Raw genomic sequence first — 16865 nt, 5'->3', positions numbered from 1 at the left:
CCTCCTCACCGGACCTGGACCTTCGCCATTTCCTGACCGTCCGGGCTCATGACATGCGTCGAGCATGCTAGGCACGGATCGAAGGAATGGATGGTCCTGAGGATTTCGAGCGGTTGGGTGGGGTCTGACATCGGCGTATCCATCAACGAAGCCTCGAAGGCGCCAATATTTCCTGCCGGATCGCGGGGGCTGCCGTTCCATGTGGTGGGCACGACGCACTGGTAGTTGTCGATCTTGCCGTCCTTGATTTTGATCCAGTGCGCGAGCGCGCCCCGCGGGGCCTCGGTAAAGCCGACGCCCTTGACCTCCTTGGGCCAGGTTTCCGGCTTCCACCTGTCGACATGGGCCGTAGAGAAGTCGCCGGCCTTCATATTGGCGATCAGCTTGTTCCGGAAATAGCGCATCTGGTGGCCGGCCCAGCTCGATTCGAGCGCACGGGCTGCCGTGCGGCCGAGTGTCGAGAAGAGGGCTGAAACCGGAAGGCCGAGATCCTTGAGCACCTTTTCGATCGGGTCCTTGAACTCCGCCTTGTTCTGGGCGTAGCCGACGACCCAGCGGGCGAGCGGCCCGACCTCCATGGCATGGCCGCGCCAGCGCGGCGCCTTGATCCAGGAATATTTAGCGGCCTCGTCGAGCTGCTCGATATTGGTCTTCGTCCCCTTGGCGTTGGGGCCGAGTTCGTAGTGTGGCTCGGTAACCCCGTCCCAGGGATGCAGGCCCTTTGTCTCGTCGGGATATTTGTACCAGGAATGGGTAACGAATTCCTGGATCTGCTCGGGATCCTCATGGTCGACCGGGAGCACTTCGGCGAGATTGCCATTGATGATCGCGCCGCGCGGCAGCTTCAGGCTTGCCTCGGAGTAGTCGTTGACGTGCTCGGGTACGTCTCCATAGGCTAGCACGTTCTTGCCCGACAGACCGCCTCCATAGAGCCAATCCTTGTAGAAGGAGCCGATGGCCATGATGTCGGGAACGTATACCTTGTCATTGAACTCGATAATCTGGTCGATGATCGAGGTGACCATGTTAAGCCGTTCCATGTTGATCGCGCCGACCGCACCAGTACCGTCGATATTGATCGGACAGGGTATCCCGCCAACCAGCCAGTTTGGATGCGGGTTCTTGCCGCCGAAGATCGTGTGGATCTTGACGATCTCCTTCTGGAAGTCGAGCGCCTCCAGATAATGCGCCACCGCCATGAGATTGGCCTCCGGCGGCAGCTTGTAGGATGCATTGCCCCAATAGCCGTTCTTGAAGGGTCCGAGCTGGCCTGACTCGACGAATTTCTTGAGCCGGGTCTGGATGTCTTTGAAATAGCCTGGAGAGGAAAGCGGCCAGTCGGACACGGACTGCGCGAGCGCGGAGGTCGCCTTCGGATCGGCCGAGATCGCAGAGATCACGTCCACCCAGTCGAGCGCATGAAGATGGTAGAAGTGCACGACATGGTCATGGACCTGCAGCGCCAGCTGCATCAGGTTGCGGATCGAATTGGCATTGTCGGGGATGGTGATGCCGAGCGCATTCTCGACCGCGCGTACAGAGGTTAGCGCATGCGTGCCGGTGCAGACGCCGCAGATGCGCTCCGTGAAGGCCCATGCGTCGCGGGGGTCGCGGTTCTTCAGGATGACTTCGATACCGCGCCACATGGTGCCGGTCGAGACCGCATTCCGGATGATGTTGTTCTCGTCGACATTGACCTCCACCCGCATATGTCCCTCGATGCGGGTGACGGGATCGACGACGATGCGCTTGCCCGAATTGTCCAGTGTAAAGCCGTTGGGTGTTTGAATTGTCACAATGCTGTTCCTCGCCGAGAGTGATTATGATGCGTCGGCTTTTTCGCGCTTGGTTGTCACGCGCTTGAAGGCGGTCACCGCAGCATGAGCGGCGATTGCACCACCCACGATGCTGGCGGCGGTCATGCCGACCTTATCGGCGTTGGCCTCGACGCCGAACTGGTGGAGGTTCGTCAGCCGGTCATAGAAGCTGCCGTTGTCCCAGAAGCCGTCTTCCGAGCAGCCGATGCAGCCGTGGCCTGACTGGATCGGGAAGGAAACGCCACCGTTCCAGCGCACGGTAGAGCAGGCATTGTAGGTGGTTGGGCCCTTGCAGCCCATCTTGTAGAGACAGTAGCCCTTGCGTGCGCCCTCATCGTCCCACTCCTCGACAAACTGGCCGGCATCGAAATGTGGTCGGCGGTAGCATTTGTCGTGGATGCGCTGCGAATAGAACATCTTGGGCCGGCCCTGCCGGTCGAGGTCCGGCAGCTTGCCGAAGGTCGTGATGAAGGTGACGACCCCGGTCATCACCTCCGCGATCGGGGGACAGCCTGGTACCTTAATGATCGGCTTGTCGAGGATGACCTTGTCGATCGCTGTCGCCCGGGTCGGGTTCGGCTTGGCCGCCTGGACGCAGCCCCAAGAGGCGCAGGCGCCCCAGGCGATAATCGCCATGGCATCCTCGGCCATCCACTTCAGCTTCTCAACGAAGGGTTTGCCGCCGTCGATGCAGAACATGCCGTCCTCGTTGAGCGGCGGATTGCCCTCGACGGCGAGGATGTACTTGCCTTTGTACTTCTCCTTCGTCTCTTTGAGAATCGCCTCCGCTTGATGGCCGGCGGCCGCCATGATCGTATCGTCGTAGTCGAGCGAGATCATCGACAGCACGACGTCTTTGACGAGCGGATGGGCCGAGCGGATGAAGCTCTCCGAACAGCAGGTGCATTCGAGCCCATGCATCCAGATGACGGGAACGCGTTCCTTGGTCTCAAGTGCTTCAGCCATCGCTGTCGCGGCACCCGGGCCGAAACCGAGGCTCGCGGCCGTCAGGCTGCAGAACTTGGTGAAACTGCGCCGGGTGATCCCCTGGCGACGAATGACGTCACATAAGGTTTGGGCAGCTGCCATGTTGCTCCTCCAGCAATTTCATCCCCCATCCCATCACCCGGATAGACGCCGGGCTCTGCCAGAAATGCTTGCAGCAAGAAGCGGACCAATTTAGTAGGGGGCAGAGGAGCGTTGGTGCATGGATCCTTTGTCAACGGTTTGGCGATAGGCAGGCAGGATCGAAATCAGCTTGATGCGAGTGCCATGCCGTACAAACACAACGCAGATCGTCGTCATCACGTCGGAAAGATGAAATTCAGGGTGACGAATTGGCGTGACTACGAAGCAGGTCTGCGCCGGCGTGGTAGCCTGACCTTATGGGTAACGCCGGAGGCACTGGCGGGATGGCGCGCTCCGCGACGCAAGACCCGCGGCGGCCAAGCCCGGTATTCCGATCTCGCCATTGAGACAGCGCTGACGCTGGGTTGCGTCTTCGCAATGCGGCTGCGCCAGACCGAGGGATTGCTCCACTCGCTGCTGGATCTCATGGGGCTGAAAGTCCCAGTTCCAGATCATACGACGCTGAGCCGTCGGGCACAGAAGTGGGAGCCATCAGCCCGACGAAACCCGCCGCTGCCGGACGGCCCGCTGCATGTGCTTGTCGATAGCACGGGATTGAAAGTCTACGGCGCCGGGCAATGGGTGGAGCAGAAACATGGCGCCAGATCACGTCGCAACTGGCGCAAGCTGCATCTGGCAGTGGATGCCAAAAGTGGCGCGATCATTGCCCAAAGGCTGACAGATCAGGACACGGATGATCCTTCCCAGGTGGCACCGCTGCTCGATCAGATCGACGGCGAGATCGACCAGTTCACAGCCGACGGAGCCTATGACGGCAAGCCAACCTATCGGTCTATCCTGCAGCACAGCGCAACCGCGAACATCGTCATTCCACCGCGTTCCACGGCGGTGGAAAGCGGTGATACCGGACCGCCTGGTCAAAGGGACAAGCACATTGCCGCAATCGCAAGCGACGGTCGGCTGAAATGGCAGGCAGCCACCGGCTACGGCAAGCGGGCGCTGAGCGAAACAGCCATCGGACGATACAAGGGGCTGATCGGACGGCGCCTGCGAGCACGCTCTCTTCCGGCTCAACAGACCGAGGTTGCCATCGGTTGCATCGTTCTCAACCGCATGCTGGCATGGGCACGCCCGGAGTCTATCCGGCGTCAAGTCACGCAGGCATAACCAACTACATTAAAGATCGAAATGCGTTCGATTTCATATCCGCGCACCAACGCCCCGACGAATGGAACGACTTCCTACTTCCTCGACAGCTTTGTCGACGACCAAGAGCTCATCGCGCGCATCAAAGCAAAATCTCCGCGGTAACAATCTCGACCGTCTCGAGAGATGATCGGCTACGCCCAGCCGGCGCGAGGATCGCCCACTCCAAATCTCACTGAGGTCTGTGTTAGATGGGACGGGCTGTAATGGCCTTTAGATGGGCTCAACCGGATTTTCCAGGCATCCTCTAGTAGGATACGATCGTCCCTAAGCCCTGCTGCTCTGCAATGTCGAGTATAGCGGAACCTATAGCGACATCATGCATTGCCAGACCGAGATTGAACACTGCAATGCGATCAGCGTTGCGAACTCTGCCGGCGAGGCGTCCTGCCATGACATCGCTGACCGATCCAAGAATTCGGGAAAGATCCCGATAAGGCGAGCCTGTAGCAATGATGTAGTGTTTGAATTGCTCAACATCGTCAGTCAACAATACATCCGAAGCCGTTGTTATATCCTGTGACCATCCGCGGACATGGACGGGCAGAACCAAGCTGCCCTTCTTGACCCATCCGAAGCGGAATGCCACGTCTTCCAATCGGCTTGTTGCGGTCACTACGACGTCAGCGGTGCGGATCGCGGCCTCAGCCTCTTTCACGTGAATTATTGTTGCTATGGAACAAGTCTGTTCAGCCAACCGGCTCACTGCATTCTCATTGATGTCCACGACATGGAATTCGGCAGCGGGGTGAATCAACGACAGCATTTTTACGTGGTTGAGGCCCTGAAGACCAGCACCAATCACCGCAATCCTGTCCACGCGAGGCGGCGACAAATACTTGCTGGTGATAGCCGACGCTGCCGCTGTGCGAAATGCAGTCAGGTAAGCAGCATCCATCACGCAGACTGGTAGGCCGGTGTCCGGATCGTTTAACACCAAAAGCCCTGTGATGTTCGGCAAGCCAACTTTATGATTGTTGGGGAAACCGGCAACCCACTTGAGACCAGCTCGGCGTTGCTTAGGAAGCCAGCCAGCCATAGCGTGGATGAATGCGTCGTGCCCCGGGTGGATCCCGATCTTGGGCGGGTTCTCAAATGCGCCACTGCCGTGATCACGTAGCGTCGCTTCGATAATATCTAATGCTGAGGTCAATGGCAGATTCGTCTGTGCGACGTCATTTCGACTTAGCCATCTTACAATAGGCGTCGTCATATACCTCGTCTCCTGGTGCTGAAACCGGCGCCGCAACAGAGTCCGGCCCTTCGGATTCGGAACTCGGCAGCTCCGAACGGGGCTACGCGTTTTTCAAATGGTCTCTCGCGAATTGGCGTGCTGCTGGACTACGTGTCTTCACGAGAGAGGAGGTCGATCCGCGCCATTTGGAGTTTTGCCTTTATCTCGGAGAACAAGAGCGGCAATTTCGGAGCCAGACGCTTATTGTTTTGTTCGATGAACCGGAGAAATTCGTCGTGATACATGCTCACATAATTGAGCTTTCTGACTGATGCGCCGGATAGCACCGGGACTGACGACAGATCCACTATGGTGCGCGGCTCCAACCGCAGAAGGGTGTCCTGAAGAGTGGCTTCATATTCATCATTGACATCGGCGGTTGCGATAACAACGATGGACCTTGGTTCGCGCGGGTACCCAATCTCTGCCGGGCGCATTAGCACGACTTGTATGTCGGTCCAGGGGCGGAGCCGTTTGCGGAGGTTCTTAGGGTTCCGTGTTACGACTACCGTGGAACGGAATCGCTCTCCGACACCACTCCTGATCAGCCCGCGACCGAGCATACCCGCCCCAATGATATAAAGGCGGTCGGGTACGTCTCCATCCGCAAATCGATCAGCTATGATGTCTCGAACGATCTGGTCGTAGTTGAACGATGCGATGAAACGCTGTCGCTCGCGCGCGGCACGACCCGTATCAATTGCCAACCGTGCGATCTGGAAAATCGGAAGGTTTGGATTAACAAGTTCGATAGCCTTCGTGAGCTGATCGCCTATGTAACTCTCACCGAGGATCTGGGAGTGGGCGCTGGATGCAATTTTGGCGAGACGTTGAGCAATTGCGGCGGCACCTTCAATGCGTGCGTATGAAAAACCAGAAAATATCGTCGTGTCGACATCTCTGAGTGCTGGCTCTTCACCATAGACCTCGACTCGTGCGCAGGTTGTGACGACCAGAATTCCACTTCTCGCAAGGTCGGCCGCAAGTGGTTTAATCTGTGCCGAATGCTGCGCCACTGTGAGAGGCGCGGTCATCTGATGATCGCTATAAAGGCCGAGGAGCTTGCTCATGGTTCCCTCCTCAAATTGATTGAACTCAAGCGGCAGTTGACGAGAAACCCCCTTGAGTTCGAGGGCCTGCACCGAACCTCGCTTTGCCCGAGATGCGGGACCCTAACCTGAGCCTTCGAGTTCAGGATCAGGTGGGTGCAGTCGGCTTTGGGGTCGCAGCCGACCATCAGAATCTTTTGCCTCAGGTGGACAGGGCGGCGAGCGTTTTTTGGGAGGTGGTGGATTTGCCGATACCTCCCATAGAATGCGACCTGACGCCGACCTGGCATGTCTATTTCCTTTGTTCCATGGAGTGATGCCATATCACTGGCAGCTCTTTCGCCCTGCAACGAGGGAGTTTCAAGAATCATGCCGACTGCGCAGAAAGAGCTTCAGAAAAAATTTTCTGTAGGTCACTCAAAGGCTTAGATGAGGTGCGGTAGGGCGCTCGGCCGAGCACCGCCGAGTTGTGGACGCGACAAACCCGACAGTTGTTGTTTCCTCGCGTTTTCAAGGACTGGCGGACCCCGATCCTCCGCGGGAAAGCCGGCATCCAATCACGCCCGCATTGTCCGCTGTCGGACGACGTCGGATATCCAACATAGCAGTAGGGGAGCCATCCTATTGCTTTTACAGGAGCTCTCCTTCGGCACGGTAAATGCATGACCATCCGCGAACGCGTCACGGACTGAGAAGGAACCGTCCCATGATTACGCTCGCTCACCGGAAATTCGTCGCCACTGTGAGCACTGGGCTTCCCCGAGCCGCCGAGCCGGCGAAGGCTTGCGCATCATGGCCCAGAGCAGCGGCTGCGACGGCTTCCAATACCTGCAGCAGAACTCCCCTGGGTCTTGCTTGCTCGCGCATCACCCGCAGCTTGCTCGAGCGCGGCATCGACATGAAGGTGGTTCCTCAGTCTGGAAAGTACTGCTGACCATGCACGCGAGCCGTCTCTTCTCCGTGATCGACAGCCACACCGCCGGGCACCCGACTCGCACGGTCATCTCGGGCATCCCTCCGTTGCGCGGGCACAATGTACGCGCGCAACGGGACGATTTCCGCGCCGTCCATGATGGGTTGAGGGGACTGCTGCTTCACGAACCTCGCGGGCATGCCGCCATGGTGGCAGCGGTGCCCGTGCCCTCCCGCGAGGCGGATCAGGGGCTGTTTTTCATCTTCTCGTATATGTACGCCGACATGTGCGGTCATGCCACGATTGGCTACATCGCCAGCTTGGCCGCCACGGGCGCTCTGCCGCAGGGCTTTGAACAAACCGGCATGTCCATCGAGACCCCGGCGGGTATCGTCCATGTGACCGGTACCTTCGAGGCTGGCCAGCTGACCTCAGTGGTACTACGCAACGTGCCATCCTATCTCGCCTCCGCCGATGTAGCCGTCGAGGTCGAGGGCCTCGGCAAGGTGACCTGCGACATCGCCTATGGCGGCATCATGTATGCCCTGGTTGACGCGAGCCAGGTCGATCTTCCCTTCGACATCGACCACGCCAGCCGCTGGTGCCACGCAGGGGTGGCTATCAAGCAGGCGCTTAACTCCGCAAGCGGCCACCCTCAGGTCGGCAGCGTGCTGTTCCATCAGGCCATTGAAGGCGGCGCCCGCCATCTGGTGATTTTGGCGACCAACAAGTTCGACCGTTCGCCCTGCGGCACCGGTACCTCCGCACGGCTGGCCCAGCTTCACGCTCGTGGGGAGTTGGCGACTGGCGCCCTTACCGGGCCGAAAACATCCTCGGCGTGCCCTTCGCGGCCAAGGTCGCGGAGTTGGCTCAGGGCAAGGACGGCCAGCCCGCCGTGATCCCAGAGGTGCGCGGCATGGCTCATATCAGCGCATTTTCCACCCTGGTGCTGGAAGCGGACGATCCGCTGTCAGCCGGCTTTCTTCCCAACTGACGGAGAGGGCTTATGAAATTCGACCCGTCCGTCGTCCTCGCGAATTGGGACATTCTTGCCTTCGGCCTGCTCATAACGCTGAAATACACGATTTATACCTGCGCCATCGGCCTCGCGATTGGTCTCTTCGTGGCGCTGCTCCAACTCACTCCGTGGCGGCTGACGCGCTGGATCGGCCGAATCTGGGTGGAATTCTTCCGCAACATCCCGCTGCTGGTGTTGCTCATGTGGATCTACTATGCCCTACCAATCTTCTTTCAGATCCAGATCGGCAAGGAAACGGCGGGGATCCTCGGTCTCGGGTTCTATGCCAGCGGCTTCTATGCCGAGATCTTGCGCGCCGGTGTCCAGTCCATCGACCGTGGCCAGACCGACGCCGCAGTGGTGCTGGGCATGGGCTACTTCCAGCGCATGAAGCGTATCATCCTGCCGCAGGCTTTGCGCCGCATGGTGCCGCCGCTGGTGGGCCAGACCATCATGCAGCTCAAGAACACCACGCTCCTCTCGGTGCTGACCATCCCCGATCTGCTTTACCAGGCGGGCTACATTGCCAGTTTCACCTACCGGCCAATGGAGGTCTACACCGTCATCGGCGGCATCTTTATCCTCATCCTGTTCCCCCTCAGCGCTCTTTCGCGCCGGTTCGAGCGCAAGGAGGCCGCGTGATGACCGCAACATCCACAGAAGTCGTTCTGAGCGTACGCGGCATCGAGAAGTCCTTCGGGACGCACCATGTCCTACGCGGCGTCGATCTTGACGTCCGCCGCGGTGAGGTGGTCTGTCTGATCGGCGCCAGCGGCTCGGGCAAGACCTCGCTGCTGCGCTGCATGAACTTGTTGTTGGAGCCCGACCAGGGCGAGATCCTCATCGAGGGCGCGCCCCTTTTCCGCTGCACGGCGACCGCGCGGCTGAAGCTCTCTAACGCGCAGGTAAACGCCGCGCGCGTGAAGACCGGCATGGTGTTCCAGAACTTCAACTTGTTTCCTCACCGTACCGCGTTGCAGAACATCATCGAAGCCCCGCTGGTGGTGAAGAAAGTGCCGCGCGCCGAAGCCGAGGTACAGGCTCACGAACTCCTCACCCGCATGGGTCTTCCCGACGCCGGGCATAAATACCCGTCACAGTTGTCGGGCGGCCAGCAGCAGCGGATCGCCATCGCCCGCGCACTTGCCATGCAGCCCACCATCATGTTGTTCGACGAGCCGACATCGGCGCTGGACCCGGAACTGGTGGGCGACGTGCTCGCTGCAATCCGTCAGCTCGCCGCCGACGGCATGACCATGGTTATCGTCACCCATGAGATCGGCTTCGCCTATGAGTTGGCCGATCGGGTGGTCTTCATGGACCAGGGCGTTGTCGCCGCCAGCGGCGCTCCGCGTGAACTCCTGCTGTCAGGCGCAAACCCGAGGCTCGCGGCCTTCGTCGGCCGCTTCACTGAACAAGCCCGCCTTCTCGGCCCTCCTCACGGCCGCGGCCGACGCACCTTCAACAAAACTCCCAACAAAGGATAATCGATCATGGCCGATGTAAACTGGGGCGGTATCTTCCCCGTACTCGTCACTCCCCTTCGGAGCCGATGGCTCCATCAATGAGACCCGATACAAGGCGCTCGTCGACGACGCCATTGCCAATGGCGCGCGGGGCGTCGTCGCGGCTGGCAGCACCGGCGAATTCTATGCTCTCACCAAGGCCGAGCGCGCGCGCCTCTACAAGCTGACAGTTGATCATGTGGCCGGCCGCGTGCCCGTTCTGGCGGGCGTCGCCGACCTGCGTGTCGAGGATGTGCTGGAGGCGTGTCAGTCGGCAGTGGTGGCGGGCTGCGCAGGCGGCATGATCCTGCCACCCATCTACGCCATGCCGAGCCCGCGTGAGATCGTGGCCTTCTTCGAGTACATCTCCCGCAACACCCCGCTGGCGCTGATGCTCTACAACAGCCCGCGCCGCGCAGGCGTCGACATCACCCCGGCCCTCGTGGAGCAGCTCTCCGCGCTGCCAACCGTGGTCGCCATCAAGGACAGCTCCGGCGTCATTACCCAGGTGAGTGAGCTCGTGCAGCGCGTGGGTGACAAACTCCGCGTCTTCGTCGGCTACGAGACCATGATCGTTCCGGCCCGCGCCGTTGGCGCCCATGGCGTCGTCGCCATGGCGCACCAGATCGCCGGGCCGTTGATCCGCGACTACTGGGACAAGGCGCTTACAGGCGACAAGGCACTGCATGACCTCGGCCGCGACGTATTCGCCTTCTACCGTTGCTTCCAGTCCGGGGCCTACTACGCGGCCATCAAAGAGACCATGAGCCAGCTTGGCCGCGACGCCGGTGGCCCGCGCCTGCCGCTGCTGCCCCTGGCAGATGAACAGAAAGCCACCATCGCCAACATCATCGCCGACGCCGGCCTCGCCCGCTGGGCGCGTGGGACATGAGCTTGGATGGGACGTTTTCGGGCTGGCGGCCGCGGCAGCTTGCCGCCGAGGGACCGCGCTACCTTGCCCTGGTCAATGCTCTGGAGCAGGACATCGCCGATGGCCGGCTGTCGGATGGCGACCGCCTGCCGCCGCACCGTGACCTAGCGCGAGAGCTTAGTCTTTCCGTCGGCACTGTGAGCAAAGCCTACCAGGCGGCCGAACAGCGCGGTATCGTCAGCGGCCATGTCGGGCAGGGCACCTTCGTCCGTCGCCGTTCCGCCGCCCGCGCCGAGGCGGCTGCAGGACATGAACCAGTCAATTTAGCGCTCAACATGCCCGCCGAGGGGAACGAAGCGCAGATCCTGTCGGCGTTGTTTGGCGAGATAGTGCGCGAGCGTGATCTTGCACCGTTGCTGCGCTACCACCCCCACGGCGGCATCTGGAGGCACCGCGAAATCATCGCCGCCTCGCTGTCCGACAAAAGCTTTGCCGTCGAGCCGGCACGGCTGTTCCTGTGCAACGGCGCCCAGCACGCCATCGACATCGCGCTGCGCCTGGTGGCGAAGCCCGGCGACAGCATCTTGGTGGATGCTTTCACCTATTCCGGCTTCAAGGCAATCGCTGCAGCCAGCCATTTCAACTTGGTGCCTGTGGAGATGGATGAGGAGGGAATAGATCCAGAGGCGCTGAAACAGGCCTGCCGCGGGTCCGGCGCGCGGGTGCTCTATTGCATGCCAACGCTGCAGAGCCCTACGGCACGCACCATGAACCTTGGGCGTCGCCGGGGTATCGCTGACCTGGCCGAGGAACTTGATCTCACCGTCATCGAGGATGACGTCCACGGGTTTTTCTTCGCCGAGCGTCCTGTGCCGATCGCCTCGTTGGCGCCGGGCCGAACCTTCTACGTCACGTCCTATTCCAAATGCATTGCACCGGGCTTCCGCCTCGGCACATTGACGGTCCCGACGGCCTACATTGCTCAAGCCGAGCTCCTTCTGCACGCCTCCGCCTGGTTTGTGGCTCCCATGCTGAGCGAGGCAGTGGTGCGGCTGATTGAAAACGGCAAGCTGGAAGAACTTCTGCGTGAGCGGCGCCGGCAGGCGCTGGAGCGTTACCGCGTGTTCCTAGAGGTCTTTCCCAACGCCGCAAAACTTCAGTTCCCGGCCTTCTTTGGATGGTTGCCATTGCCGGCGGAGTGGTCCGCAGATCAATTTGCCGCCGCTGCGCGGGGTCGCGGCATATTTGTGACGCCGCCCATCGCCTCCGGGGTGGGTGAGGCTGACCCCGGCGCAATCCGCATCTGCCTTGGCGCGCCAAAGGACCTTAGAGAACTCTCTGATGTGCTTCAGGCACTGCGCGATATCTTGAGTCGCCACCCAGCAAGCGTCGTTTCCGTCGCATAGCTGGATGCTTGTTTCCGGGCAAATCCGAGTGGCTGCCAGCGCCCACACTGATGTTCTATGTGTCGAAATTTCCATTGCAGTTGAAGCAGCGGGTGAAAGGAAGATGGGGGCTCGCGACCGAACAAGTGCGACCCGGATGGTCGTGTTCCCAACAGATACGCCGGGACCAGGTTAACGGCCACACAAGATCGATCGCTCAGATGGCCAATCGCACAATTTGCACGCCAAAGGAGGAGACAGCGTTCCTCGATTCTATCCCCGATCCCACGGCCACGTTCAGGTGGGCCCATTGAAGCCGAAGCCGCATTAGCGTCCCCATCCCGCCGCTTTGAGCAAGTCTACACGATCCTGTCCGAGGCCGCCGCCGAGACGCTCAACACCATTGCCGCGGATCCCCGGCACCTGTGCCAAATTGGCCATCCCGAACGAGACTTGCCAACAAGCGCCGTCAAGCCCCCGGCGTTCCCCGCCGCGCCACCGCCGCACCGCGTCTGGCTTCAAGGAAGGTAGCGCACGGCGTCCGGTCGCCAACCGTCTCCGCGCGATCTCACAGTACCTCCAAGTTTAGCTGGTAAGATGCTGAGTCACGCCTCCCCGAAGGCGCAAACCGCCAAAACCGAATTGCACCGCAGGAAAGCTGAAATTACAGAGAGTCAGAGACGTGCGGATAGTTGACGGAGGACTGCGCCATTTCTCCTCCAAGAACGGGAACAGGATTCCTCCGCAGAGAAGCGTCTTTCTATCGTATTTAAGCATTGGCGACCGGCCCCTCCGTCAGTTGCAGCGCCTGCCGCTCGAACAGGCGCCGGTAGATGCCGCCGTCGAGACGGATCAGCGCGGCATGATCGCCCTCCTCGATGATGCGGCTGCGGTCAAACACGAGCAGCCTGTCGAGCGCGCGCACGGTCGCGAGCCGGTGCGCGATCACAAGCGTCGTCCTGCCGACCATCAGCCTTTCCATTGCCTTCTGGATCAGCGCCTCGGACTCCGAATCGAGGCTCGACGTCGCCTCGTCGAGGATCAGGATCGGTGCATTGACCAGGAAGGCTCGCGCAATCGCTACCCGCTGACGCTCCCCGCCGGAAAGCTTCATCCCCCGTTCGCCGACCAGCGTCCCATAGCCCTTCGGCAGGCGTGCAATGAACTCGTGCGCACTGGCTAACTTTGCGGCTTCCTCGATCTCAGCATGGCTGGCGCCGGGACGCCCATAGGCGATATTCTCGGCAAGAGATCTATGGAACAGGATCGGCTCCTGCTGCACGGTCGCGATCTGCGAGCGGAGCGAAGCCTGTGTCCCCTTCGAAATATCCTGCCCATCGATTAGGATCCGGCCGCCATTTACATCATAAAGCCGCTGGATGAGCTTTACAAATGTGGTCTTGCCAGAGCCGGAAGGGCCTACCAGCCCGACCCGTTCGCCGGCCATAATTGAAACCGAGAAGTCGCTATAGAGCGGCAGCGGATGGTTGCTGTAGTGGAAGTGGACGTTCTCGAACTGGATGCGGCCTTTCGTGATCCGGATCGGCTTGGCTTCCGGACGATCGGCGACGTCGAGCGGCTGGTTCTGGATTTCGACCAACTCCTCCATGTCGTTAACCGAGCGCTGCACGTTTCGCACATGCATGCCGACATCGCGCAAATAGCCCTGCAGCACAAAGAAGGACGTGAGCACAAACGCAATGTCGCCCGGGGTCGCTTGGCCATCCGACCAGAGAAGCAGGCTGTAGCCGATTGCGGCCGCCCTGAGCGCGAGCAGCGTGATGCCTTGGACCGTGCCGTTGATCGTTCCGCGCACCCACGTGCGGCGCGTCCGATGCCGCCACTTCGCGATGACCTTCGCGAGGCGCTCTTCTTCCCGTTGTTCGGCGCTGAAGCCCTTAACGACTGCGTTGCAGCTGATCGCGTCCGCGAGCGCGCCGCCGAGCTTGGTATCCCAGCTGTTGGCAAGGCTCGCCGCCGGGGCGACATAGCCGAGCGACAGCGCGATGGGCAGTCCGATATAGACAAGCGAGCCGCAGGCGATCATCAATCCCATTACCGGCCAGTACCAGCCAAGCAGCACAGTCGAACCGATCAGCATGATGAGTGACGGGAACAAAGCGTCCAGGATCGTGTCGTTCAAAAGACCGAGCGCCGACGTGCCGCGCGTGATTTTGCGCACCGTCGAGCCAGAGAAGCTGTTGGCGTGCCAGTCGGCCGAAAAGCGTTGGACGCGGTGGAATGTGTCGCTCGCAATGTTGGGCATCATCTTGAGCGTGAGATCGATGATGCCGATGTACGCGACCTGACGCATGACGAGGGCGGCGAGAGCGAGCGCCATCAGCGTGAAGAAAGCACCGAGCGCTACGTCCCAAGCAGTCTGTTCCGCCGACGCCCCACCGGCAACAGCATCGACGAGTAGACCCATATAGAGCGGCGTCAATAAATCAGCGAGCGTGGCCGCAAGCACCGCGGTCATGATGATCGCGAGCCGGGCCGGCTGGCTACTCCATTGGTGGGCAGTGAAAGCGAGAACGTCGCGAAAAGCGCCGTTCTCTCGGAATGCGTGTCTGACGCGACCATGATATGTTGCCACCTTCGTCACTCCAATCGCGTGTAAATACCGGTCGGCAAATCCTGCCGCTTCGCGATGAGGGACTCACAAATCGTGCCAACCGCGCAGAAAGGGCATCAGAAAAAATTTCTCCATGTTATTCAAATGTTTAAATGAGAGTCTCTCAGGAAGCTCTGCCCCCAGCGCGTCGCGGGTTTGACAAACCAGACAGGCGGTTGCCCGTCGTTCCGGGAACAGCCGCAAATGCTTTGCCAATTGCAAATCCTGCTGTCGCACCGGCCCCCATCGAGAACGTTGGTTGGAGATGCGGCCCTGGCTGGCACATGAACAGATGGGGGAATTGCGTTCCCAACCATCCTGTGTTCGTTCGCCCAGTTCGTCATTGGCACCCGCCATTTTTGACGCGACGCCCGAAAGCATCAGTGTGGCCGCCGCCATGGCGAGGTGCCGTCGCAGGAGTGGTTGGAATTGTGAGTTGGCGTAGTCTCCGGGGTGTCAAACCTCGAATCATCCGGCGTTAGAGCGCCGGACAGGAGACTACGCCATGACAAGGACTACCATGAATGCGGAAGCCGTTCATCCTGGGGATGAGGCGACGAGCTATCTTTTCGACAACTGGTTTGATCCGATTGAAGCTGGCCTGCGCGAGCGGGTGCGCGGCTTCATCGAGACGATGCTCGAGACCGAGCTGGACGCGGTGCTTGCCCGTCCCCGTTATGGCCGGCAGCCGGCGGCGCGCAGTGATGAGACCACCGGTGTCGCCGGCCACCGCCACGGCAGCCGGACGCGCACGCTGACGGGGACCTTCGGCACCACCGAGCTCACGGTTCCGCGGGCGCGCCTCGATGCCGGCGAGGACAAGACGGTGGAATGGAAGAGCAAGGCCTTGCGCGCCTATCAGCGGCGCACGATGGCCGCCGACGCGCTGATCGCGTCGAGCTACCTGGCGGGCACGAACACCAGGCGCGTGCGGCGTGCGCTCGCCGCGCTGTTCGGCGGCGCGATCGGCAAGGACGTCGTCAGCCGCACCTGGCGCAAGGTGAAGACGGACTGGGACGCCTGGAATGCCCGCTCTCTGGCCGACGAGCCGATCGTGCGCCTGATCCTCGACGGGACGGTGGTTCGTGTCAGGCTCGACCGCAAAGCGACCTCGATCTCGCTGCTCGTGGTCATCGGTGTGCGCGCGGACGGCCAGAAGATCCTGCTCGCGGTCAAGAATATGGGTGGCGAGACGACGGAGGCCTGGCGGGCCATTCTCGACGATCTCGTCGGGCGCGGCCTGCGCCGACCTGAGTTTCTCATGGTCGATGGCGCACCTGGCTTGGACAGGGCGATCGCCGCGCTGTGGGACGGGGTGCCGGTGCAGAGATGCACGGTTCACAAGCACAGGAATCTGCTTGCCCATGCTCCCGAGCGGCTGCATGAGGAGATCAGCGCCGATTACACCGACATGATCTACGCGGCCACGCCGGAGGAGATCGAGAGCCGCCGCAAGGCGTTCCTGCGCAAATGGCGGCTCAAGTGCCGGGCGGTGGCCGATAGCCTGGAGGAGGCCGGCGAGCGTCTCTTCGCCTTCACCCGGCTGCCGCCGAGCCAATGGAAAAGCGCCAGAACAACAAACGCGATTGAGCGTCTGCATGAGGAGTTCAAGCGGCGCATCAAGACCCAGACCGTTCTGCCTTCGGCCGAAACCGCGGCAATGTTGTTCTGGGCGTTGATGGCGTCCGGTCAAATCTCGATGCGAAAGATCGACGGCTGGCAGACGCTTCCTACGAAGCCACGCGATCAGCAGATTGACCTCGCCGCATGAGCCGATAATCTTAACCTACCGGAGGCTGCTCCGCCGAATTCCAACACGACCCGCTACGGCACCCATGGCGATAGGTAGAATGTGTCTGATGAGCATTTACTGTATTCTCCAACGCACAGACCCTCTCGACAAGATAGCGGTCGGTCACCTGAACAGTATCTAAAAGTTCTTCAATTGGAGTTTACCGCCCCGCTGGTAGAGGTTCGGCATTCTCCCCACTTGGTAAGTGCGAAAGCCATTCCAGTCGGTGCGACGCGCCAACCCACGCCCCTCAAGCCGGGAGCTAGAGGGGCGTGGAACGACATGAGGAGTTGAGATCATGCCCTCTCGTGATCCCTGGGGGTTGTGGGCGGGGCTAGGGTCACAAGACGAGAATATTTAAGGCCTCCTGCG

General features: G+C 60.7%; 10 protein-coding genes and 4 pseudogenes. 8 read left to right on the top strand and 6 right to left on the bottom strand.

From position 1 onward, the window contains the following. Positions 1-5: 5 nt before the first annotated feature. Both LHFGNBLO_RS00790 and LHFGNBLO_RS00785 read right to left on the bottom strand, forming a co-directional pair. Positions 6-1796 (bottom strand): nickel-dependent hydrogenase large subunit, encoded by a 1791-nt coding sequence (locus LHFGNBLO_RS00790; protein ID WP_258600297.1) that lies wholly within the window; start codon positions 1794-1796, stop codon positions 6-8. A 24-nt stretch (positions 1797-1820) separates the two neighbouring features. Further along, positions 1821-2906: a hydrogenase small subunit gene (locus LHFGNBLO_RS00785; RefSeq protein ID WP_258600295.1), complete on the bottom strand. Its 1086-nt coding sequence runs from the start codon at positions 2904-2906 to the stop codon at positions 1821-1823. Between the two features lie 183 nt (positions 2907-3089). Here LHFGNBLO_RS00785 and LHFGNBLO_RS00780 point away from each other — a divergent pair, with 183 nt between their 5' ends. Continuing rightward, positions 3090-4073, top strand: a complete 984-nt coding sequence (locus LHFGNBLO_RS00780; protein ID WP_258600508.1) for an IS5 family transposase — start codon at positions 3090-3092, stop codon at positions 4071-4073. A 286-nt stretch (positions 4074-4359) separates the two neighbouring features. Here the strand turns inward: LHFGNBLO_RS00780 and LHFGNBLO_RS00775 are convergent, their stop codons facing one another. From LHFGNBLO_RS00775 to nifH, 3 genes and pseudogenes are all read right to left on the bottom strand, one after another. Next, the gene (locus tag LHFGNBLO_RS00775; RefSeq protein WP_258600294.1) at positions 4360-5325 is read right to left on the bottom strand and encodes an ornithine cyclodeaminase family protein; all 966 of its coding nucleotides are present in this window, start codon (positions 5323-5325) and stop codon (positions 4360-4362) included. 128 nt (positions 5326-5453) lie between these two features. Further along, positions 5454-6416 carry a hypothetical protein gene (locus LHFGNBLO_RS00770; protein WP_258600293.1) on the bottom strand — a complete coding sequence of 321 codons (963 nt, stop codon included), beginning with the start codon at positions 6414-6416 and terminating at the stop codon, positions 5454-5456. Between the two features lie 45 nt (positions 6417-6461). Continuing rightward, positions 6462-6685: pseudogene (gene nifH, locus LHFGNBLO_RS00765) on the bottom strand (nitrogenase reductase); the annotation flags it as partial. Between the two features lie 502 nt (positions 6686-7187). On the opposite strand from nifH, the pseudogene LHFGNBLO_RS00760 reads away from it, so the two are divergent. The 5 genes and pseudogenes from LHFGNBLO_RS00760 (at position 7188) to LHFGNBLO_RS00740 (ending at position 12108) form a co-directional block, all read left to right on the top strand. Further along, positions 7188-8302, top strand: a pseudogene (locus tag LHFGNBLO_RS00760) (proline racemase family protein). A gap of 12 nt (positions 8303-8314) precedes the next feature. Beyond that, positions 8315-8968, top strand: a complete 654-nt coding sequence (locus LHFGNBLO_RS00755; protein WP_258600291.1) for an amino acid ABC transporter permease — start codon at positions 8315-8317, stop codon at positions 8966-8968. After that, positions 8968-9813, top strand: coding sequence for an amino acid ABC transporter ATP-binding protein (locus LHFGNBLO_RS00750; RefSeq protein ID WP_258600289.1), 846 nt, complete (start codon positions 8968-8970; stop codon positions 9811-9813). The genes LHFGNBLO_RS00755 and LHFGNBLO_RS00750 overlap by 1 nt, the downstream gene beginning before the upstream one ends. A gap of 6 nt (positions 9814-9819) precedes the next feature. Next, positions 9820-10723, top strand: a pseudogene (locus tag LHFGNBLO_RS00745) (dihydrodipicolinate synthase family protein). Beyond that, positions 10720-12108 carry a PLP-dependent aminotransferase family protein gene (locus tag LHFGNBLO_RS00740; RefSeq protein ID WP_258600288.1) on the top strand — a complete coding sequence of 463 codons (1389 nt, stop codon included), beginning with the start codon at positions 10720-10722 and terminating at the stop codon, positions 12106-12108. The pseudogene LHFGNBLO_RS00745 and the gene LHFGNBLO_RS00740 overlap by 4 nt, the downstream one beginning before the upstream one ends. A 748-nt stretch (positions 12109-12856) precedes the next feature. Here the strand turns inward: LHFGNBLO_RS00740 and LHFGNBLO_RS00735 are convergent. Beyond that, positions 12857-14683, bottom strand: a complete 1827-nt coding sequence (locus tag LHFGNBLO_RS00735) for an ABC transporter ATP-binding protein (RefSeq protein WP_258600286.1) — start codon at positions 14681-14683, stop codon at positions 12857-12859. Between the two features lie 194 nt (positions 14684-14877). Between LHFGNBLO_RS00735 and LHFGNBLO_RS33550 the strand changes: the two are divergent. Together LHFGNBLO_RS33550 and LHFGNBLO_RS00725 are read left to right on the top strand one after the other, a co-directional pair. After that, positions 14878-15060, top strand: a pseudogene (locus tag LHFGNBLO_RS33550) (GCG_CRPN prefix-to-repeats domain-containing protein); the annotation flags it as partial. 161 nt (positions 15061-15221) lie between these two features. Beyond that, positions 15222-16472 carry an IS256 family transposase gene (locus LHFGNBLO_RS00725; protein WP_258600489.1) on the top strand — a complete coding sequence of 417 codons (1251 nt, stop codon included), beginning with the start codon at positions 15222-15224 and terminating at the stop codon, positions 16470-16472. Positions 16473-16865: the final 393 nt, after the last annotated feature.

The sequence above is a fragment of the Mesorhizobium sp. AR10 genome, from assembly GCF_024746795.1.
Classification (GTDB): domain Bacteria; phylum Pseudomonadota; class Alphaproteobacteria; order Rhizobiales; family Rhizobiaceae; genus Mesorhizobium.
This window is presented reverse-complemented; position numbering and strand designations above follow the sequence as displayed.